The sequence below is a fragment of the Granulosicoccus sp. 3-233 genome (genome assembly GCF_052681095.1).
The window spans coordinates 54,484-75,768 of record NZ_JBQYLE010000012.1; the positions used below are offsets into that span (position 1 = coordinate 54,484).

At 59.5% G+C, this 21,285-nt stretch carries 13 protein-coding genes; 6 read left to right on the forward strand and 7 right to left on the reverse strand.

The genetic code is table 11. The features are described from left to right. Window positions 1–7 precede the first annotated feature (7 nt). From ACUNV4_RS24875 to ACUNV4_RS24885, 3 genes are read left to right on the forward strand one after another with little or no spacing between them, the layout of a single operon-like run. Entirely contained in the window at window positions 8–1,156 is a 1,149-nt protein-coding gene (locus ACUNV4_RS24875) for a branched-chain amino acid ABC transporter permease (protein ID WP_430881352.1), read from the forward strand. 9 nt (window positions 1,157–1,165) lie between these two features. Then, complete coding sequence (locus ACUNV4_RS24880; RefSeq protein WP_430881353.1) at window positions 1,166–1,927, forward strand: ABC transporter ATP-binding protein; 762 nt, start codon at window positions 1,166–1,168, stop codon at window positions 1,925–1,927. Beyond that, entirely contained in the window at window positions 1,927–2,667 is a 741-nt protein-coding gene (locus ACUNV4_RS24885; RefSeq protein ID WP_430881354.1) for an ABC transporter ATP-binding protein, read from the forward strand. The genes ACUNV4_RS24880 and ACUNV4_RS24885 overlap by 1 nt, the downstream gene beginning before the upstream one ends. Before the next feature lie 194 nt (window positions 2,668–2,861). Here the strand turns inward: ACUNV4_RS24885 and ACUNV4_RS24890 are convergent, their stop codons facing one another. From ACUNV4_RS24890 to ACUNV4_RS24910, 5 genes are all read right to left on the reverse strand, one after another. Continuing rightward, window positions 2,862–6,374, reverse strand: a complete 3,513-nt coding sequence (locus tag ACUNV4_RS24890) for an AAA family ATPase (protein WP_430881355.1) — start codon at window positions 6,372–6,374, stop codon at window positions 2,862–2,864. Then, window positions 6,371–7,681, reverse strand: a complete 1,311-nt coding sequence (locus ACUNV4_RS24895; RefSeq protein WP_430881356.1) for a metallophosphoesterase family protein — start codon at window positions 7,679–7,681, stop codon at window positions 6,371–6,373. Before ACUNV4_RS24895 ends, ACUNV4_RS24890 begins: the two co-directional genes overlap by 4 nt. A 68-nt stretch (window positions 7,682–7,749) precedes the next feature. Next, complete coding sequence (locus ACUNV4_RS24900; RefSeq protein WP_430881357.1) at window positions 7,750–9,180, reverse strand: PilT/PilU family type 4a pilus ATPase; 1,431 nt, start codon at window positions 9,178–9,180, stop codon at window positions 7,750–7,752. Window positions 9,181–9,534: 354 nt separating this feature from the next. Continuing rightward, complete coding sequence (locus ACUNV4_RS24905) at window positions 9,535–12,777, reverse strand: PilC/PilY family type IV pilus protein (protein WP_430881358.1); 3,243 nt, start codon at window positions 12,775–12,777, stop codon at window positions 9,535–9,537. A 130-nt stretch (window positions 12,778–12,907) separates the two neighbouring features. Beyond that, window positions 12,908–13,792, reverse strand: a complete 885-nt coding sequence (locus tag ACUNV4_RS24910) for a DMT family transporter (protein ID WP_430881359.1) — start codon at window positions 13,790–13,792, stop codon at window positions 12,908–12,910. 157 nt (window positions 13,793–13,949) lie between these two features. On the opposite strand from ACUNV4_RS24910, the gene ACUNV4_RS24915 reads away from it, so the two are divergent. The 3 genes from ACUNV4_RS24915 to ACUNV4_RS24925 all read left to right on the forward strand — a co-directional run bounded on the left by ACUNV4_RS24915 (window position 13,950) and on the right by ACUNV4_RS24925 (window position 18,289). Beyond that, window positions 13,950–14,831, forward strand: a complete 882-nt coding sequence (locus ACUNV4_RS24915; RefSeq protein WP_430881360.1) for an AEC family transporter — start codon at window positions 13,950–13,952, stop codon at window positions 14,829–14,831. Between the two features lie 255 nt (window positions 14,832–15,086). Next, on the forward strand, window positions 15,087–15,758 hold the full coding sequence (locus tag ACUNV4_RS24920; protein WP_430881361.1) for an ABC transporter ATP-binding protein: 672 nt from the start codon (window positions 15,087–15,089) through the stop codon (window positions 15,756–15,758). After that, complete coding sequence (locus ACUNV4_RS24925) at window positions 15,755–18,289, forward strand: ABC transporter permease (RefSeq protein ID WP_430881362.1); 2,535 nt, start codon at window positions 15,755–15,757, stop codon at window positions 18,287–18,289. The genes ACUNV4_RS24920 and ACUNV4_RS24925 overlap by 4 nt, the downstream gene beginning before the upstream one ends. Before the next feature lie 141 nt (window positions 18,290–18,430). Here ACUNV4_RS24925 and ACUNV4_RS24930 read toward each other — a convergent pair whose 3' ends face one another. Further along, a complete protein-coding gene (locus ACUNV4_RS24930; protein ID WP_430881363.1) occupies window positions 18,431–20,095 on the reverse strand; it encodes an ABC transporter permease in 1,665 nt (554 codons plus the stop codon). Continuing rightward, window positions 20,095–21,198: an ABC transporter ATP-binding protein gene (locus tag ACUNV4_RS24935; protein WP_430881364.1), complete on the reverse strand. Its 1,104-nt coding sequence runs from the start codon at window positions 21,196–21,198 to the stop codon at window positions 20,095–20,097. The genes ACUNV4_RS24930 and ACUNV4_RS24935 overlap by 1 nt, the downstream gene beginning before the upstream one ends. Window positions 21,199–21,285 lie beyond the last annotated feature (87 nt).

Sequence of the window (21,285 nt, forward strand, 5' to 3'; positions counted from 1 at the left end):
AATCATCATGAACAAAGCCTCTGCGACATCCGACTGGATCCTGTTCATTGCCTTTGCCGCGGCCGTGCTGACCATGCCGATCTGGTTGGCACCCTTCGGGGCGAATTATCCCGATCTGATGCAGAAATTTGCCATCTTCGGGGTGTTTGCGATCGGCTTCAACATCCTCTTCGGTCTGACCGGCTATCTGTCTTTCGGGCATGCGGCCTTTCTGGGTGTCGGTTCCTATACCGCGGTCTGGTCGTTCAAGCTGCTCACAATGAATGTGCTACCGGCCGTACTGTTCGCGATTTTCGTCGCCGGGTTGTTTGCCTTTCTGATCGGTTTCATCAGCCTGCGCCGGTCGGGCATCTATTTCTCCATTCTGACGCTGGCATTTGCACAGATGTCCTACAACCTGGCCTATTCGGTGTTGACCCCGATTACCAACGGGGAGACAGGCTTGCAATTGAGTCTGAGCGATGCACGCGTGCTGGATACACTGGCGGGGGTCACTACCGATCGCTCGCTGCCTTCCACGAGTCTGTTCGGCATGAAGATGAGCGGCCTGCCGGGCTTCTATTTCTGCGCGGTGGTGTTGATCATCGGTTTCTTCATTGCCTTGCGCATTACCCGATCACCGTTCGGTACCATGTTGCGCGGTATCAAGTCGAACCAGACCCGCATGTCCTACACCGGGTTGAATACACGACCCTATCTACTCTGGGCGTTTGTCATCTCCGGCATGTATGCCGGTCTGGCAGGATCGCTGCTCGCGGTGACCGATCCGCTGGCCGGGGCCGAACGCATGCAGTGGACAGCATCGGGCGAAGTGGTCCTGATGACCATTCTGGGTGGCGCAGGCACCCTGCTGGGACCGGTGCTCGGTGCGGCGCTCATCAAGTATTTCGAGAATATATTTTCCGCCTTCAACGAAGGAACGCTCAATCAGATCTTCGATGGCCTGCCCGATGGTCTGCAAGGCTTCGTGGTCGAGCTGGTCAGCCTGTTTGTGGGTGATGGCTGGCACCTGACGCTGGGCTTGCTGTTCATGATCACGGTCATCTTCCTGCCGGGTGGCATCATGGAAGGCATGCGACGTATCGGTGGCCTGTTTACCCGCAGCAAACCTCAATCCACCGGCAGTAGCAGTACTGCTGTGGTCGAACCATCCTAGGGGTATTTCATGGAAAACACCGTTCTGCACGTGGCTGACGTGCACAAGAGTTTTGCAGGTCTGCATGCCCTGAGCGATATCGACCTGTCGGTCAGGGAAGGGGAGACCCATGCCATCATCGGCCCGAATGGTGCTGGCAAATCCACCTTGCTCAATGTCTGCATTGGCCGGCTGCGGCCCGATTCGGGGCAGGTCGTGTTCGATGGAGAGAACCTCACCGGCAGAATGCCGCACGAGATCAACCAGCTGGGTGTTGTTCGTGTGTTCCAGACACCGGAGATCTTCCCGGAGCTGAGTTTGCTGGAAAACGTGATGATTCCGATTCTTGCCAAGCGCGATGGTGCGTTCAGGCTCAGCTGGTTCCGGCGCTTTTCCAGCGAGAATGATGCGAGACAGCAGGCCGAGGGTATCCTCACCGATCTGGGTCTGGGTTCCTTGATCGGCAGTGAGGCGGGCAGCCTGTCTCGAGGTGACAAGCGGCGGCTGGAGCTGGCCATGGGTCTGGCCCAGCAGCCGCGACTGCTACTGCTGGACGAGCCGACGGCCGGAATGGCGCGTCACGATACCAATGCCACCATCGACCTGTTGAAACGCATCAAGGCGCAGGGCATGACCAAGGTCATCATCGAGCATGACATGCACGTGGTGTTCAGTCTGGCCGACCGCATCTCGGTACTGGCCGGTGGTCGCATCATCTGTCAAGGCACGCCGGAGGAGGTGAAAGCAGATCCGCGTGTCAAGGAAGCCTATCTGGGTGAGGAGCAAGTCTAGTGAGCAATGCAAGTGTGGCAGTATCCAGCTCGGCCGATGCCTATTTTCGTGTCGAAGGCATCAAGGCCTACTACGGCGACAGTTATATCGTTCAGGATGTTTCCTTTTCCGTGAATGAGGGGGAAATCGTGGCTCTGCTCGGTCGTAATGGTGCTGGCAAGACGTCGACCCTGCGAACCATTGCGCGGGCAGCCAACCCGGAGCTGCGCAGTGGCAGCATCTGGTTGCAGGGGGAGGCGATTCACGACAAACAGGATTTCGAGGCGGCGTTGGCCGGCATTCAGCTGGTGCCCGAGGACCGCCGCATCATACCCGGGCTGAGCGTAGAGGAGAATCTTGACATCGCCTGCATTGCGGGCTCCAGCGGTTGGAGCTATGAGCGTATCTATGAACTCTTTCCTCGCCTGAAGGAGCGGCGCAAGCAGGAAGGCACTACCTTGTCCGGCGGTGAGCAACAGATGCTGGCCATTGGCAGAGCCCTGGCGCGCGACATCAGGCTGCTGTTGCTCGATGAGCCCTATGAAGGTCTGGCTCCGGTTGTTCGTCATGACATCGAGAAGGCTCTGATCGAAGTCAAGAACACCGGTATCACCACCATTCTGGTGGAACAGAATGCCGTCGCCGCACTCAAGCTCGCCGATTCCGCCCTCATTCTGGACACGGGCGAAATCGTCTACAACGGCACCGCCGCCGAAGTCCTCGACAACGAACAACTCCGCCACGACTACCTCGCCATCTAACCCCAGCCCCCCAGCGGGTCGGACCACGGCAAGTTGTTGATTTTCAAAGGCGTTCGAAAACCACCGGGTCGGACCCCCACAAGTCATTGAAAATCATCAATTCTCACCCTTATTGAGGTATGAATCAGCGCTTGAAAGGCGTTTTCCTTGCCGGAAAAGCGGCAAATAGGGGGGGTTGTGGTCCGACCCGGGGGTTACTGGAAGTGATGGATGTGGACGCGGTCTTCGCCGACGACCTTGCGTGCCAGGTCCAGCAGGTGCTGATGATGCGTCAGGTAGATCACCTGGCCCTTCTCGGCCATGCCCGCCAATACCTGGAATGCAGCCCCGGCACGCTCATCATCGAACGACTCCATGATGTCATCGGCAACGAAGGGTAGAGGTGGCCGCTGGTTGGCATAGTCGGCATGGGCGGCCGCACGCAGTGCCAGATACAGCTGGTAGCGGGTACCGGTCGACAGCTCGGTAACGGCACGTGCCTTGCGTTGCTGATCGATGACGAACAGACGTTCATTGCCGTTGCCATCGTCACGCGGCAGTAGCTGTACATAGCGTCCGCCGGTAAGGGTGGAAAATGCCTGCTGAGCTTCGGTCAGGATGACGGACTGATGTTCCTGACGGAATCTGGCCATGGCCGCATTCAGAACCTTCTGGCCGGTGCGGGCGATGGCACATTGCCGGGCCAGATCCATGGTCTGCAGAATCAGGTTCTGTCGCTCCTGGTTCAAGCCTGCATATGCGTTCTCGTCACCGATGTCCTCCAGTTCCCGATTGGCCAGAGCCCATGCTTCGCTGGATTCATCGTAGGTGGTGCCGGCATCCTTCAGCTGGGCATTCAGCTCGCCAAGCTGCTTTTCCAGTGCTTCTGCGTCCTCTTCCAGATACAGTCGCTCGATATCCTCATCGCCATTGTCGGCATCACTGATATCACGCAGCTGTGACAGGGTCTCCTTGCAACGGTCATTGAGCAGGCGGTGCTGTTCGGTACGGGTCAGCAAGGCCAGCAGGGCCTGCTCAGACTCGGTCCCCAATTCCTGCCGCAGGCTCTCGACGGCCTGTTGGCTGCTGGCATGAGTCTGGTGGTTCTTCTCCAGTTGCTGTTGCAATGCCTTCAGCTGCGCCTGAAGGGATTCGTGTTCCTTCACCTGCGCCGTGGCTGACTGCAAGTGTTGCAGGGCGTCAGTCAGCGAATTTTCATTCAGTTCCTGCAGCAGTTGTGCAATGGCCTTGTCTCGTGTTGCGAGGCGACCGCTCAGATTCTCCAGTTCCCGAATGGCATCACGATGCCGTCTTGCCAGCGGCGCCAGACCGGCAACCCAGGAAAGAGAGTCGCGTGCCTTGGATAGAGGCATGCCGGAGAACAGAGTGTCCTGCGTGAGAGACTCCCACTTCTTCTGCCAGTCAGCGAGTGCCAGTGTTGCCGTCTCCAGTTGCTTCTGTCGAATAGCATGGGATTCGATCAGTACAGTCAGTGCTCGTGCCGACTCCTGTTGGCGATTTCTCTCGGCTCCGAGGGTCTCCAGGATACTGCCAGCCTGCGTCAGCAGATCGTCGAGCGAGAGGCGGGCCAGAGCTTCCTGTCGCGCAGGAGATTGCAACGGCGCCAGCATGGTCAGCAATTTGCGGCACTGATCCGATGCCTTGAGTTCCAGCTTTTCGTGTGCCAGTTCCTGTGCCTGAATGGCTTCCTGTTCGGCAAGCAAGCCGACAAGCTGTGCATGACGATTGCGCAGAAGATCCGGGTCGATATCCGTCGAATCATGGAAAGCGGCAATCCCATGCTTCAGCTGTTCGACACGATGTTCTTGTTGCGATGTTTGCTCGGGCAGTTGACTTTCGGTCAGTTCCTGCAGTTCCTGCTGTTGACGAAGCAGCTGCATCTGCAACAGTTGCAGTTCGGCTGTCGCCTGATTGCTGCTGGCAGCCTGGGCCAGCAAGGCATCATGATCACCCAGTGCCTTCTCGAACAGATCTGCAGTTTTCCGTAGCTCCGCATGAGCCAGCAATGCCTCTATTCCCTGACTGTGTGCCGACCAGGCGTCATCGCGTGACTCTCTGGCATCCAGCAGACGTGCCGGGTCCAGGGCCCCTGCCAGCATCAGTTCCTTGCAGCGGTCCTGACTTGTCCTAATCTCGGTGGACAGCGTGTCGATGCGTTCCTGCAGTTGCTTCAGCTGGTGGCGCCCGTCACTCAGCTCACCGAGTTTGCCATTCAGCCAGTTCGTATCGGGCAGATCCAGCTGGCTCAGCTGTTCGATCGAGAGGCCGAATTTGCCCGATTTCCTGTCAAGCGTGTGCCGGCTCTCCAGCAAGGCTTCGCGCGCGGTGAGTATCTGATTGCTCAGTCCTTCCTTCTGAATGCTGCGCAGCAACTCACTGGCTACGTCGATATCCGGGGCGGATTCATCGACGTCGGCCATTGCTGCAGAAGCACTGTCCTGTTCGGGCAATGGATCCAGATTGTCCAGTTCTTGTCGGGCATGTCGCAGAGTGCCGGCCAGCGTTTGTTCCTGGTCAAGCTGCTGCTGCAATTCGGTCAGAAGAGTATCGCCAGGCAGTCTGTTTTCCAACGGGGTGTCCGAGGGAAGAGTCAGACGTTCCCGGGCTGCGTCCAGTTCCGCAGCGCATTGTGCGATCGTATTCTGGCATTGTGTCTGTTGCTGCTGCCATTCGTAGACGGCTGCACTTTCCTCGGCCAGGGTGCGAATACGCTCGGCAGACTGAACCAGTAGCAGGGTGGATTCGTCCGGACTCGTTTCTGCAAGCCGTTCCTGCAGTTCCAGCACACGGGATTCCATATCGGCTCGAGAGGCTTTCGCCAGGCGGCAATCTTCCAGCTGATCGCGCACCCTCTCCAGTAGTTGCCGGGCACTGGTGCCCGTCAGAAAATCGGCCGCACGAGAGTGATCCAGTGGCACCACGGACTCCTCGGCCAGCGCGTCGCGTTGTTCGATCAGTTTGCGGTAGTGTGCGGCCAGGGCCTGAGCCGACTGCCGTTTTTCCAGCTGGCGGCAGGCTAGCTGGAGTTCATCGCGTAACTGGCGGTGCTTGTCCCGCCGCAGGGTGGCGTGTTCGAGCTTGTCGCAGCGTTTCTTCCATTCTCGCGTATCGAGTCGTGCCGCGTCCATCCGCTTCTTGTTCTCGGTCAGCTCCTTCTTCAGATCCGTCAGCTGCAGGTTGACGCGCTTGTTCGGCATCCAGAAGGCATTGGCATCACTCAATGCGGCATCCATCTGCCCCTTCAGATTTGCAAGTCCGGCACTTGCCGAGAACAGTGCCTGGCCCACATCGCCATCGCTGTTGAGAATCTGTTCGCCGCCAGCCTGCAAGGTCTGCTCGTCGAAAGAGAATCGACGCGCATAGTCATCGCGGGTCAGGCCCTGCAAGTCCAGAGGGAAGCGCTCCAGTCTTGTATCGGAGGCATTGGCCCAGTGATTCTTGAAGCGTTTCAGCGTGACGCTCTGCGTTCCCTGCTCGAGCGTGGCTTCAATCTCCAGCACATTGTTGTCATGCAGGAAATTCCAGGGTGTGGTGCGCTTGATGCCATACAGCAGATCGGTGATGGCCGCCAGGGTCGTCGATTTACCCGCCTCATTGGGCCCGAAGAGCACATGCAGATCCGGAGCGCCGGGTGTCTGCGGTCCGAATGCCAGTTCGAAGTCGGTGAAGTGCCCGAATCGACGCAGATTGAGTTTTTCGAATCTCATGGCTGTGTCGCCTCGTCGGCGTCCTTGTCGACGGCAGCCAGGCTCTCCAGTTGACGCTGCATCCAGACAGCGCCATCGGGCAGCAGTGAGCGGCGTATGAACTCGCGCTGCTCTTCGGGTGTCCTGCCGAACATGGTGTTCAGATCCGCCGGCAGTGCCTTGGTCATCAGTCGCAGATCATCGGCAACGGCTTCCTGCAGCGCGATACTGTCCAGCAATTCATTGCCGACCAGGGTCTGTAGTTCGGCGGCAATGGAATGGTTGCTCTCGCGGCCGTCATCGTGGGCTTCAGGCAGTTGCAGGGACTGTGCACTGATGCTGTCTATCCACAGATCATCACGGTGTTCGAACTCGGTTTGCAGGGCCACGAGCAAGGTCTGGCGATCGCGTTGATAGCTGCTGGCCAGTACGCTGTGGCCCTCCAGTTCCAGCCGCACGATGAGAATGTCCGTCTCCATCGATTCCCGGCACCGGTTGAGTGCGTCGAGCATGCGTTCATAGGCCACCTTGCTCTCATCGATGCTGTCCAGCGATACCGGTAGACGTTCGAAGCGAACGGGGGCCAGATTGATACGGCGAATGTCCGGCTTGCTATCGCTGGCGAGGGTGACCAGGCTGATCGAACGTTCCCCGGCTTCATTGATATGCCGGCCCAGGGGGTTGCCCGGCATGACAATGGCCGGTTGCTCATGGTGAATCTGACGCTTGTGGATATGCCCGAGCGCCCAGTAGTCAAAGCCCTTGTCGATCAGCTCATTGACGGTGCATGGGGCGTAATCGTTGTGACCCTCTGCACCGGTGAGGCTGGTGTGCAACATGCCGATGTTGAAGCAGTGAGGGTCGGCTTTCCCGTACTTTCCCAGCAAGGACTCGGGGGTCTTGCGTCTGGTGAAGCTGACGCCATGGACGACGGCGCGATCGTTGGCGAAGTACTGCTTGCCACCTCGACCGTCAAAGGCATGCACATTGTCTGGCAGGTCGAGTACCTTGCTTTCCAGAAAGCGTGTCTCGGCATCGTGGTTGCCCCAGATGATGAATACCGGGATGTCCTGTGCCTGCAAACGTCTCAATTCCCGCTGCAGCACCATGGCCGTGTGGATATCTTCCTGCTCGCCATCGAACAGGTCGCCGGCAATCAGCAGGGCATCGACCTGCTCCTCCAGAGCCGTGTCGATCAGTCGCTGCAGCAGTCTCCGACTGGCATCGCGCAACAGGTCGCCCAAGGCCGGGTTCCTGGCGGCCAGAGAACGCAGCGGAGAGTCCAGATGCAAGTCGGCGGTGTGTATGAATCGTACGGTATCTGCCATGACGGCAGAGGATACCTGTCATTGACCGGCGATGGGGAAATGCGAGTGTTGTCGAGGTAAGCTTGCGCTCAACCGATGCGGCCCATGCCGAACTGCGGAGCATCGTTCTCTGTAGACTCTTCATCGGGCTCCGGCTCAGGCGTCTCTTCGAGCGACAGCTCGAACAGCTCGGCGGCTTTCTCCAGACTGCCACTTCCGCCTGACTCCTCTTCGCCTGCCGATTGTCTGCCATCGTTGGCCGCGCGGTGATTGGCGATCTGCTGCGCCATGGCAGCATGGATGTCCTGGGAGGCTGATGCGGTTGCGGCCTCATCACCTTCGGGTGTCTCATCCTTTTTCGACTTGCTCGCCGCCTTGGCTTCTTCCGCCGCCTTGGCCGCTGCCGCCTGACTGGGCAGCTGGCCGCGCAGCAACAGATCACTGTTGTCTTCTTCGTTGGCAGGGCCGCTCAGTTTGAAGCGCAGGCGCAGATTGTTGGCGGAATCGGCGTTCTTCAGTGCCTCTTCCTGGGTGATGCGACCGGCTCGGGCGAGATCGAACAACGCGCTGTCGAACGTCTTCATGCCCTGATTCTCGGACTTGAGCATGGCTTCCTTGATGTCGGAGAGTTGATCCTTCATGATCATCTGCTTGATGGTATGGGATCCCAGCAGAATCTCGATGGCGGCGCAGCGCTTGCCATCGACCGTGGGAATCAGGCGCTGCGACACGATGGCCCGGATGTTGTTGCCCAGGTCGTGCAGCAACTGTGCCTTGCGTTCTTCGGGGAAGAAATTGATGATGCGATCCAGCGCCTGATTGGCATTGTTGGCATGCAGTGTGGAAATGGCCAGATGCCCGGTTTCGGCAAAGGCCACGGCATGTTCCATGGTTTCACGGTCGCGGATCTCGCCGATGAGTATCACGTCCGGTGCCTGGCGCAGCGTATTCTTCAGGGCTGCATGAAAACTGCAGGTGTCAACGCCCACCTCTCGCTGATTGACGATGCATTTCTTGTGCGGATGAACGTACTCGACGGGGTCTTCGATGGTGATGATATGACCACCCTTGAAGCCGTTGCGATGGTCGATCAGAGCCGCCAGCGATGTGGATTTGCCGGAGCCGGTGCCGCCGACAAACAGCACGAGCCCGTTCTTGGCGGTGATGACATCCTTGAGAATATCCGGCAGTCCCAGGTCATCGAAACGCGGAATCTCGGTCTGGATGTTGCGTGCCACCAGAGACACTTCATTGCGCTGCTTGAAGATGTTGAGCCGGAAACGGCCGATACCCTCCGGCGCAATGGCCAGGTTCATTTCCAGCTCACGATCGAATTCCTCGCATTGTTCCTGGTTCATGATCTGGCGGGCAATGGCCTCGACTTCGCCTCGAGCAAAAGGCTGGTCGCTCAATGGGGTCAGTTCGCCGGCGAACTTGGCACTGGGAGGGGCACCAGTGGCCAGGTACAGGTCAGATCCGTCGAAATCGACAAGGCGCTTCAGCAGTGCGTAAATATCCATTAACAGGCCATTGATGTCAGATGATCCAATGTTGTAGATAGCGGCGTTTCGGGGCCGGCGTGAAGTAGAACGATTCCGCAAAAGCGACAAATGTTGCCGCTGTCTGGCAGCGTCTCAGAGGCTTTCCGGAGCACCGCCGCACCGCTGCACTGCCGTCGCACTGCCGCGCTGCTCCGGCGCCACACCGTCCCAGCACCTCAGTACCTCAGCGCCAAGCCGACAATTGGCGACACCGCCGCACCGCCGCACCGCCGCACCGCCGCACCGCCGCACCGCCGCACCAAGCCGAGAATTCGCGACACCGCGACACCGCGACACCGCGACACCGCGACACCGCGACACCGCCAATCCTCCTCAGCGAGCGTGCCAGAAGACGCGCGAGAGCTTCTGATCGATCATGTTCACCGACTCCTTGTCGACGATGACCTGCACCGTACCGGAACCCTTGGGGAAGACTATGACCGGTGAGCTGGGTATTCCCGAGCTGTCCAGTACTCGGCTGCGTGCTGCCGGATTGCTGTCGAGACTGGCTGTGTTGCCGGGCTTCAGGTCTGACACCGGCGCTGCGTCATCGATGTCCATCATGTAGAAGCGTCCGGTGGTATCGAAGGAACAGCTCAAGGGATCGATCTGCGCATCCGCCTCGAAGGTCGTTGCCAGCAGTTTGCCCTCGAATGTCACCAGTCGAGACAAGGCCTTTTCATTGCTTGCCAGCGCCACGCGCCAACCTCGAGCTTTCTCGAGGTCCTGTCTGGCATCGTCAGCCACATCGGTATCGCTCGAGCTGATGGTGTCATTGGTGGCATCGAACAGGTCCTTCGGCTTGATGGTGGAGAACCCGGCAGCCGGTGGCCCCCGGTCAACATCGATGTCGCGGATCATGTAGAGGTTGTTCTGCATGCCCGCCAGTAACGGGTTGGTGCGATTGCCGGAACCGACACTCACTGACAGATACTCCTCGCCGCCGCTTCTGTTCAGTGCCACGCTGGGGGCGTAGAAGATGGGTTGATGATCACCGTCATCGAGCTCGGCCAGCAGGGTGACATCGGGCGTCGACCGGATGTCGTCGAAATCGACTCGCCACAACTGCCCGGCAAGGTCGCCGACATAGATCCGATCGGCCAGGCCATCCCTGTCACTGTCGATGACGGTCAGATCGGAAGCGATGGAATACTGCATGGCGGCGTGATGGCGACCGTCGACCTCCCACAGCAGATCGCCATCCTCATCGATCATGTAGATCGCATTGCCTCTGGAGGCAGCCGGTGCATTGACAGGGTCCTGGACATCGGCATCATAACCTGCGGCAAAGGCCAGTACCCGGCGTTCGGCAGCGCCGTCGCGAACCTTGATCAGAGACATGCGTGACCAGCTTTGCGCCAGCTGTGGAAAATCGCTGTTCAGTTCATCGATCTCCCACATCAGACGGGGAGAGTCGGGGTCGCTGACGTCCAGTGCCTGATAAGCGGTACCACCACGACGCATGCCGAGTATCAGCAGCAAACGTTCTCCGTTGTTGACGATGCCGTCGTTGTTGGTGTCCGTGTGCCAGCGCGTGATGCCTCCATCCAGGCCATAGATGTGGGCACCGGTGTTGGTGTTTTCCATGAGGTCCGGCAGGTTGACCAGCAGCCTCGGGGGCATGAAGGCAAACAGTTCATCGCCACCACTGATGTCTCCGCTACCGCTGTCCGTCGGGGACGTGGCATCAATGGCATGCAGCAGACCCTGGTTGGTCATCAGATAGACAACCTTGCGCGAACCGTAGTCCACCTGAACGCTCTTGCTGTGCAGGGGATCGCCCATGGGTGCTGTCTGGATCCAGTCCAGTGCCAGTTCTCGCTTGGCAGAACCGTTTGGCAGGCCCAGCAGATCGGCGCTGATCTGTGCATTGCTGCTGTCAAGCCGGTTTGCTGCCACACCGGCCAGTGGCGCACCGATCGAGCTGATGGAATCTCCCGTGAAGGTGTACAGCTTGCGGGTCGAGGCCTGCAGCTGCTCACTGGCACCGCCGTCCACCACGGAGTTGCCGTCGATCTCATCCGACCAGAAGCTCTGGGCAGTCTCGGCAAACTGTACGCCCTTGGCAGTGGACACGGTGGCAGGCTGGCCGTGAATGTCCATCAATCCCTGATTGTTCACGAAATACCCCTTCAGATTGCCTTGCCAGCCACGGCGCGACGTGGGAGAAAACAGGCCGAAGAAGGCGCGGTTGTCGTGCGAGAAATTGGCCTTGTCGATATCGATGGAGAGCTCGGCGAAGTTCTCGCTACCGCCGAGTACTTCATCGACAATGGCGCTCAGTGCCTTGTTGAGATCTTCGGGTTCATTGGCGCTGAAGAAGCTGCCTTGCCCCTCGCTGGCCAGCAGTTTCAGGTATTCCTTGCCCGGTCCGTCGACATTGAACCCCACTGTATAGGTGGTAACGGCGCTGCCCGGTATATCGGGATTCTGGTCGCGGCTGGCTAGCGTACGTACCACTTCCGGTCCGCAGTTGCCTTCGATCTGCATGCCATCGGGCATGTCGAAGATGCTCAGGCTCAGATCCTCACAGCCATCCACACCGGTTCCCACGATACTGCGCAGCGATTCACCATCGTTGAGACGGGTGGGTTGGCCGTCAGAGATGAGGACAATGGTATTGGCCTGACAGGATTGAGTGATGGGCGAGTTGTAGCGTGCTCCCATCCAGTCGCGGGTGCGCGTGTATTCGCATCGACTGTAGCTGCCCCAGAGATTTTCCAGGTGCTCGTAGCCAGCCGTGGGAGAGTCCAGGGTGCCCATGATGGTGCATGAGCGGGTGAGCTTGTCTTCGCAGTGATTCGGACCTCCGGAGGCCGAGAAGTCGTTGCAGTAGTAGGTCTGGCCGTGGTCACTGTCATGGGCATTGCTCGGCGAATAGCTGCTGGCATGCGCCGCCAGTTCGTTACCGCCGACATATCGCTCGCTGGCGCTGTCCCAGGTGCCGGGCTGATGCCGGTTGCCATCGTTGGGGTCACTGTCGTTGTGTGTCACGGGATCACCACGAAAGTACTGGGCAGCCTCGACCAGAGCGTCCACAGTGGCGGTACCGCCGCCCGAGTCTCGCTCATCCACCTGCCGGCCGATGATTTCCGCTACCGTGTATTTCCCGGGAGCGATACTCGGGTCGATCGTGCTGGCGTCGGCGCTGAGTTCGCTGATGGGCCAGCGTATGCCGGTCGTTGTCCTGCTGTAGAGTGACCCGATACCGGCATTGATGTAGTCGACATTGTTGTCGAGTACCGTATGCATGGCATCCTTGAGAATGTCGATCTTCTTCGGATTGCCATTGTCGTCATAACTGCCGTAGATATCCGCGGCCATACTGCCCGAGTAATCGAGCACGAACAGGATATTCGGTTTCTGCTGCGCGCTTATCTGGGCGGTGTACACATCGATATCGTCCGCCTGACTGACCGTTGTCAGACCCAGAAGTATCAATCCGCTCAGACAGCTCGACCCCGTCCGTTGCGATATCGCCTTGTTGATCATGCGTCCCCAGTCTCCGGCAAAAGGTGTAGAGCCTGTCATCTTCCCGAACAGCACGCGCTGCGAGAGCTGGCTCGGAAGAACCATGGCTTGTCGTGGGTAAGGCGGCCTGAGCGTGCAGGTCTTTAGGTCGACGTTGATCGCCTGTGCAGTGGACGTGGAAACCGCGGCTGCAACTGTGCGATGACGCTCAGAAAGTGTCGTCTGACACGCTCATTCAGCGTGGCACCCGAAGTCCGCTGGGGGCGTTCTCGCGAGCGTTGCGAATCGCCACGATGGTGACGCCGAGCAAGGTCAGCAAGCCGCCGATGATGATTCTCGATGTCAGTTCGTCATCCAGCAGCACGATACCGAAGACGATGGCAAACAAGGTTGACAGTGTGATGAACGGTGCCACGCTGTTGACCGAATAGCGTTGCAGCAGATGGTACTGCAGACCGTGGCCCACGATGGTGGCGCCGATGGCCGAATAGGCAGCCGTCCAGTACTCGCGCAGCGGAATGAGCGCCAGTTGCTGCCATTGAGGCTGTTCCAGGATCATCGTGATGGTGCCCATGGCGATGGTGGCATACAGGGCGATCCAGGCCTGCAGGTTCAGTGCCGATACGCCCTGCAGTTGTCGCATGAGAATGGTGGAGACAGCCATTGCCAGGGAGGCGATACTGGTCAATGCCAGTGCGGTGAGGTGCTCCGGACCAACCGGAGCCAGTCCGATCAGTACAACCCCGCTGAACGAGGTGACAATGGCCAGAAACCGCGGCCAGCGGATGCGTTCACCGAGAAAGACGATGGCCAGCAAGGTGGCAAACGGAACCGTCAGCTGTGAGGTGATGGCCACCGATGACAGCGAGCCTGCCAGGTAGATGCCGTAGAACATGAAGCTGTAATGGCCGACGCCCATCATCAGACCGATGGTCATGATGCGCAGCATCTGCCCCGGCACACGACGCAGGAACAGGCACAGCAGGACCAGTACGATGGCAAAGCGCATGGTGATGAACAGCATCGGGCCGAATTCGGCGGTGCCGTATTTGCCGGCAATGAAGTTGAACCCCCACAGGGCATTGACGAGGAGCACGAGCAGTAGGTGATTACGTGTCACGGGGGCTTCAACCTGGCAATGCAAAGGGCTGCGACTCCGAGGGAGGCGCGGATGTCTGGTGGGCAGACAGACCGGTGGGCGGAGGTGTTCCGCTGTTCCCGGGCAGCAAGAGACCAGTATACTCGCCGATCCCGTAACTTTAGCGAAGTCGCTTGATGTGAGCAGCACGATTGTCCAGATAGCCAACATTCTCGCACCCGGCATGTTCCTGGCCACCGTCGGCCTGTTCTGGCATTACAAGGGGCCACGGTTTCCGGTGGACTTCGTGACCACCCTGATTCTCAATCTGTGCATGCCGGCCTTGCTGTTTCATACCCTGGCTACGTCGGCGGTACCGATCGAGTCCCTGGGACGTATGGCCCTGGCCACACTGGTGGTGCATATCGTGTTCACGACGGCCGCTTTCAGTCTGCTGAAGATGGCCGGCAAGGACTGGCGTCTGTGCATCGCTCAGGTGGTAGGCAATACCGGGAATCTGGGATTGCCCGTGTGCTTTCTGGCCTTTGGCGAGGAAGGACTTGCCTATGCGATGGCATTCTTCGCCGTGCAGTGTCTGCTGCTGTTCAGTCTTGGGGATGCCATCTACGCCGGCAGTGCCAGCCTGTCGCGTGTTCTGCGCTCACCGGTGCTGCATGCCATCTGGCTGGGTGTGCTGGTGCGAGTGCTTGACTGGCAGTTGCCCGACATGGCCTTGCAGACGCTGCAATTGCTGGGTCAGGTGGTCATCCCGCTGATGCTGATAACGCTGGGCATCAGTCTGGCCGGCATGCGGGCGGCGCAGCTGCCTGCCACCGTGTTGTGGGCGCTGATTCGTACGCTGCTGGCCATGACGGTGGGTTTTGGTGTGGCGATGCTGATGGGGCTGGAAGGTGTCGCGCGTGGTGTGCTGATCATCGAGACCATGGTGCCGGTTGCGGTGTTCAACTATCTGCTGTCGATCAAGCACGGGCACGATGCCAGCGAGGTGTCAGGGTTGATTCTGGTGACGCATATTGGTGCAATCTTCTATCTGCCGATACTGCTGGGTGTTCTGCTGTAGCTGACGGCAGACTGCTGAGACTTGCACCTCGGCCCCTGCGGATGCGACAGTGTTCCCGTGGCATGGTGTCCCGGTGTCTACGCATCAGGGCGCACGGTACGGTGAGTCAGGTGTCCGTGAATGGCAGCGAGTCTGACCCAGGCAGGGCGCGGATCGTTGCGCAGCTGACCAACTGCGGGGAACCGGAGACACCGATGCCGGTCACAGTTCTCACATTGTTGTCTTCATGACACTGACCGCGAGTTTGCAGCCACCATGATCAGTCTCAAGCACGTCAGCATGCAGTACCGCATGGCTGGCGAAACCATCGATGTGCTCAAGGCGCTCGATCTGGATGTCAAGGCTCGCGAACGCGTGGCCATCGTGGGGCCATCGGGTTCCGGCAAGACCACCCTGCTGCTGGTCATGACCGGGCTGGAGCAACCCAGCGCTGGCGACGTCGTGGTCAACGATCAGCCACTGGCCGCTCTGGATCGTGATGCCCGTGCCGATCTCCGGCGGGACAGCATCGGCATCGTCTTCCAGTCCTTTCATCTGGTGCCCAGCCTGACCGCCGAGGAGAACGTGGCTTTGCCGCTGGATATCGCCGGCCAGAGCAGCGGCCGCCGACGTGCTCGCGAAATGCTGGCGCGAGTCGGACTGGGCGAGCGCGCCGGCCACTATCCGGCACAGCTCTCCGGCGGCGAGCAGCAACGGGTTGCCATTGCCAGAGCGCTGGTGCATGAACCGGCCTTGCTGGTGGCCGATGAGCCAACCGGCAATCTGGACGATCGTACCGGTGAAGGCATCATCGAACTGTTGTTCACCCTGAATCGGGAGAGCGGCACGACCTTGCTGCTGGTCACTCATGATCCGCACCTCGCGGCGCGTTGCGATCGCAGCCTGCGTCTGGAGAACGGGCAACTGCACACGGCCTCGACGACATGAAGATGCGCAAGCTTGCGCGTCTGCTGCCCCTGTTGTGGCGTGACCTGGTTGGTAGCGGTACCTTGCGTGCGCTGTGGGTTTTCTGTGCCTGTCTGATGCTGGGTATCACGCTGATTGCCGCCTGCAGCAGTCTGCTGCGTCTGGTGGAGGGCGGGCTGGCCACCCAGCAGCGGGAAATCTTCGGTGGTGACCTCGTATTCAGTGCTCGTGCGCCCTTGCCCGAAGACGAACTGGAATGGCTCGATGCCAATGGCACGGTATCCTTGCAGGCCGAACTGCGCACCATGCTTGGCACCGAGAGTGGCGACTTCACTGCGGTCGAACTGTTGAGTGTCGATGATCGGTATCCGCTCTATGGGCAGGTGTCGCTGCAACCCGAGCAGGCTCTGCAGGCCGCCGTTGCGCAATCTGCCGAGGGTGTCTGGGGTGCCGCCTACGATCCGGTGCTGGCAAGCCGTTACGGATTGGCCGTGGGGCAGCGTGTCGATGTGGGTGGCATTCAGCTGGAACTGCGTGCCGAGATCCTCGAGCAGCCGGATCGCAGTCTGAATGCCAACACCCGAGGGCCGCCTCTGATCATCGATGCACAGGCCCTGGCCGCTACCGGTCTGGCCGGCCCCATGAGTCTCATCGATTACGATTATCGCGTCAGAACCGACGAGCCGGCGGCTGATTTCCGGGCACGGTTTCGAGACGAATTTCCGCTTGCCGATGTGGAGATCCGCACGCTGGCCGATCGCAGCGAATTGATTGCCCGACGACTCGACCAAGTGGCCTCGGTGCTGCTGCTCATCGGCCTGACCACGCTGTTCATCGGTGGTCTGGGGGTTGCCAACAGCATTGCCGCCTGGATCGCGACCAAGCGCGGCATGCTGGCGACGCTGCAGGCACTGGGTGCACGGCAATGGCAGATTGCCGTCGTGTTCATCGGTCAGGTGCTGATACTGGCTCTGCTGGCCAGTGCTACCGGTGCTCTGATCGGTTCGACCATTGCCTGGTCTGCCTCTCGGACGTTGGCAGCCTCCCTGCCGATATCCAGTGACCTTGTCTCTCTGGTCTGGCCCGCGGCATTGGCCATTGCCTTCGGTGTGCTGAGTGCCATCACCTTCGCCTTGCCGGCTCTGGGCCGTGCTCTGGCCGCCGAGCCGGTGGTGTTGCTGCGAGGTGCCGCCGAATTCAGCTCGAGGCTGTCGCCTGTATATCGTCGTATCAGTATCGGGCTGGTGCTCGGTACGCTGCTACTGATGTTCCTGCTGTTGCCTGAACCGCTCATCGGTGTGGTGTTCATCGTGGTGGCAGGCCTGCTGGTCTTGCTGCTCGATGCCCTGATCGTGGCCTTGCGCTGGAGCGTGCGTCGACTGCGGCAGATGCGCGTGCTGGAAGGGCGCTTCAGCCTGCAGATCGCCGCGGCAAATCTGTATCGGCCCGGCAATACGCTCAGAGCCATGCTGCTGTCTCTGGGTAGTGCCCTGACATTGTTGACCGCTGCCTCGCTGGTGATTTTCGCCACCCTGGAAAGTCTGGACAGTACGGTGCCGGAACGCTCGCCTTCACTGGTCTTCTACGATGTGCAGGCCGCACAACGTGATTCCTTTGCTGAGACGCTGGACGCCTTGCCGGGTCACGAATCGCATGTACTGGCGCCTCTGGTACTGGGGCGCATGACGCACATCAACGGTGAAGCCATTGCCGCACGTGACGATATCGATCAGGCCGAAGAGGCCAATGACGAGCACAAGCTGAGTTACCGCAACAGCAATATCGACAGCACCACGATAGACCGTGGTGCCTGGTGGCCGGATGATCACGATGGGCCACCACTCGTGGCATTCGAAGATCGCGAGGCCGATCAGCTCGGACTGCAGGTGGGTGATCGCCTGCGCTTCAGCATTCTGGGTGACGAGCTTGAAGCCGAACTGGCTGCCATTTACAGTCAGGCCCGGTTCGAGACGCGTTTCTGGCTGGAAGGTGTATTCAGCGAGGGTGTGCTGGATCCCTGGATCACCCGCTACATCGGCAGTGCCCATCTGGCCGCGGATCAGGATATCAACGCCATGCGGGAGCTCGGCGCCGGCTTTCCCAATGTCGTGACCATACGCACCTCGCAGTTGCTGGCCAACGCCCGTGACATGCTCGGAGCCGCAGCATTGGCAGTGTCACTGGTGGGGGCCATCTCGTTGGCTGCGAGCCTGCTGGTCATGAGCAGTGTCATCGCGGCGACGACACAACGCCGCGTCTATGAAAGTGCCATCATGCACGCCGTGGGTGCGCGGCACGACGCGATTCGCAAGAGCCTGTTCATGGAGTATCTGCTGATGGCTGCAATCCTGACCCTGTTTGCCTTTGGCGCCGGTGGGTTGATTGCCTGGGGTATTCTCGAATACTGGCTCAAGCTGGCACAGGACGGCTTGTGGAGGACCGGCCTGCTGGTGGCATTCGCCGGCAGTGTCACCTGCCTGAGCGGCGGAGCCTTGTGGTTGATACGCAGCCTGCAGGTATCGCCGGCGATGTTGCTGCGGCGAGGGGCCTGAAGAACGACGCTGGCTCGCTTGCTGTCACAACGATCTGCGACATCGGTGTCGGCAGGTTCCGACCTTGCTTCTGCCGACCCGCCTGGCCGCCGGCGGATCTCGCCGGTCGGCAGGCAGGGACGACGGTTGCCGGGGGTGTACCTACAGGAAGGCGCTCTTGCTGCCTCGGCTTATCCGGAACACGATATAGACACAGATGCCGGTGCTGGCCAGCAACAGGGTGGAGAGTGCCGCAGCAATCCCGAACTCTCCGTCGAGTACCGAGATGTAGATATGGACCGGCATAGTGATGGTCTTGCCGGTGTACAGGATGAGCGTGGACGACAATTCATTGATCGCGGTGATGAAACTCATCATGGCGCCGGCAATGAGTCCCGGCATGATCAGGGGCGTGGTGACCTGCACGAAGACATTGAAGGGTCTGGCGCCGAGGCTTGCTGCCGCCTCTTCTATGGAGGGCTTTATCTGTCGCAGACTGGCTGTGGTTGAACGAACGCCATACGGCAGCCGGCGTATGAATACCACCAGGATGATGATGGCTGCCGTTGCCACCAGGTCAACCGGCCAGCGATTGAAGGTGGTGACAAAGCCGATTGCCATGACGATTCCCGGCACCAGATAGGGCACCATCAGTATGGTATCGAGGAACCCACCCATCCTGCCTTCGCGTCGCACGATGATGTAGGAAATCATGCCGCTGACCAGCGCGATGAGAATGACCGCGATGGAAGCGAATACGAAGCTGTTGATGACTGCGCGGGATATTTCGCTCATGACACGGGCATAGCTGCTCAGACCGAAGCCGCCGGTGAAGACCGGGCCGCTGGTTTCGAGAAACGAGGTATAGACGACAACCAGCGAGGGCAGCACGCTGATGATGACGATGGAGAAGCACAAAGTGTAAACGATGCCCGCGCGCCAGCCGCGCAGACGTACCGGGCTGGACAGGTTTGTCAGAGAGCTCGCGTAGCGCTTTTTCGAAATGATGTAGCGCTGCAGCAGAAGCGCGGCAATCGAGATGGCGATCATCAGCATCGACACGGTCACTGCCAGTGTCGGCGGCCCGCCCAGCTCGGAGGTGTATTGGCTATAGGCCACCGTCGACAGGGTGCGAACCTTGCGCCCGATGATGGAGGGGGTTCCGAAATCGGCAATCGACAGGACGAAGCTGAGAATGGCACCGGTGCTGACAGCGGGGAATACCAGTGGCAAGGTCACCTTCCTGAAGCGCTGGAAAGGGGTGCAGCCCAGATTTTCCGCAGCCTCCTCCAGCGACTTGTTGATGGAGGTAAAGGCGCTTTCGGTCATCAGGTAGACGAAGGGATAGAACTTCAGGCTGAATACCAGGATGATGCCGGTGTAGCCGTAGATGGTGGGTGTCTCGATACCGATCAGCTCGAACCAGTTGGTCACGACACCATTGGCACCGAATATCATGATCCAGGCATAGGCACCGATGAAGGGTGGGGAAACCAGGGCCAGTACTGCAAGGGTGGAAATCAGTGATTTTCCCGGAATGTGGTAGCGGGACATGCAGTAGGCCAGCGGAACGCCGAGAAGACAGGCGCCGATCATGCCTGCCACACCGACAATCAGTGTGTTGTTCAGCGCCTTGATGTAGTACTGGTGGCTGAAAATGCGCGCATAGTTGGCCAGCGTGTACTGCCCCGTTTCGGCATCGGTGAAGCTCAATAGGAACACCTTGCCAACCGGTAGAAACAGCAGGGTGGTGATCAGTGCCAGCGTGGCAAGCAGGACCATGCCCCAGAAATCCGGGCGCCACTGTCGGAGTCGCGTGGCTGGCATCACAGGCGTACTCCCGTATCCCCGTCCGCATAGAGTCCGATACGATCACGCCGTACACGCAAGGTGATCGGCGACCGGGGTGCCAGGTTCAGGTAATCGGGTCGGGGTTCGGTGATGAACTGAACCTCGATATCATCCGTGAGACCCGCGGTCAGACGCAACTCGCGTCCTGCAAAGCTCTGGTAGCGCAAGGTGGCAGCAAGGTGAACGAACTCGGTCGACTCGCATTCGTCCTGCGCGATGGCAGGCCCTGTGTGCAGGGCGACATGCTCAGGGCGGATGGACGCGACGATGGTCGAGCCGTCCGGTGCGTCTGGCAGATTCCGGATGTCGCCAATGGGCTGGTCTCCCAGAAATGGCTTGCCTTCCCTGAGCCGGATGGGTACGAAGTTGTTGGTGCCGACGAAGGAGGCGACGAATCGATTGGCAGGTTCCTGATAGATGGTCCAGGGGTTGGCCGCCTGTTGAATCACACCCTGATACATGACACAGACATGATCGGACATTTCCAGGGCTTCTTCCTGATCGTGGGTGACATAGATGGTCGTGATCCCCAGCTCCTGTTGCAGGGAGCGAAGCTCGCGTCGCAGGTCGATTCGCAGTTGTGCATCCAGATTGGACAGGGGTTCGTCCATCAGCAGCACCTTGGGCCGTGTGACCAGCGCGCGCGCCAGGCCAACACGCTGTTGCTGCCCGCCACTGAGCTCATGAGGCATGCGGTCCGCCAGATGTTCAAGCTGCACCACCCGAAGAATATCGGCAACGCGTGTCTTCACATCCGCCCGTGACACCTTGCGCTGGCGCAAGCCGAAAGCGATATTGTCTCTGACTGACAGATGAGGAAAGATGGCGTAGTCCTGGAACACCATGCCGATGTCCCGGCGATGTACGGGAATGGCATCAAGCACCTGCTCACCGACGCTGATGCTGCCCTGATCCTGATGATGAAAGCCTGCAATGGTGCGCAGCAAGGTGGTTTTCCCGCACCCACTGGGGCCCAGCAGAGTAAAGAAGGATCCTGAAGGAATATCAAGAGTGATGTCGTGCAATGCAACGACATTGCCATAACTTTTCTTGACTCGGTCGATGAAAACGTTTGCCACGGAGAGAAGTGCCTGGGTCTGCAGTGTGAAGGGGCGATGCTCAGGCTTGCAATAGCCAGTGCTGCTCAGGGAATGGCCAGGTGCCTG

Coding starts and splice junctions, on each gene's coding strand:
- ACUNV4_RS24920 (WP_430881361.1), top strand. CDS start 15,087: ATGATCAGTCTCAAGCACGTCAGCATGCAGTACCGCATGGCTGGCGAA.
- ACUNV4_RS24925 (WP_430881362.1), top strand. CDS start 15,755: ATGAAGATGCGCAAGCTTGCGCGTCTGCTGCCCCTGTTGTGGCGTGAC.
- ACUNV4_RS24905 (WP_430881358.1), bottom strand. CDS start 12,777: ATGGTTCTTCCGAGCCAGCTCTCGCAGCGCGTGCTGTTCGGGAAGATG.
- ACUNV4_RS24880 (WP_430881353.1), top strand. CDS start 1,166: ATGGAAAACACCGTTCTGCACGTGGCTGACGTGCACAAGAGTTTTGCA.
- ACUNV4_RS24890 (WP_430881355.1), bottom strand. CDS start 6,374: ATGAGATTCGAAAAACTCAATCTGCGTCGATTCGGGCACTTCACCGAC.
- ACUNV4_RS24895 (WP_430881356.1), bottom strand. CDS start 7,681: ATGGCAGATACCGTACGATTCATACACACCGCCGACTTGCATCTGGAC.
- ACUNV4_RS24900 (WP_430881357.1), bottom strand. CDS start 9,180: ATGGATATTTACGCACTGCTGAAGCGCCTTGTCGATTTCGACGGATCT.
- ACUNV4_RS24930 (WP_430881363.1), bottom strand. CDS start 20,095: ATGCCAGCCACGCGACTCCGACAGTGGCGCCCGGATTTCTGGGGCATG.
- ACUNV4_RS24875 (WP_430881352.1), top strand. CDS start 8: ATGAACAAAGCCTCTGCGACATCCGACTGGATCCTGTTCATTGCCTTT.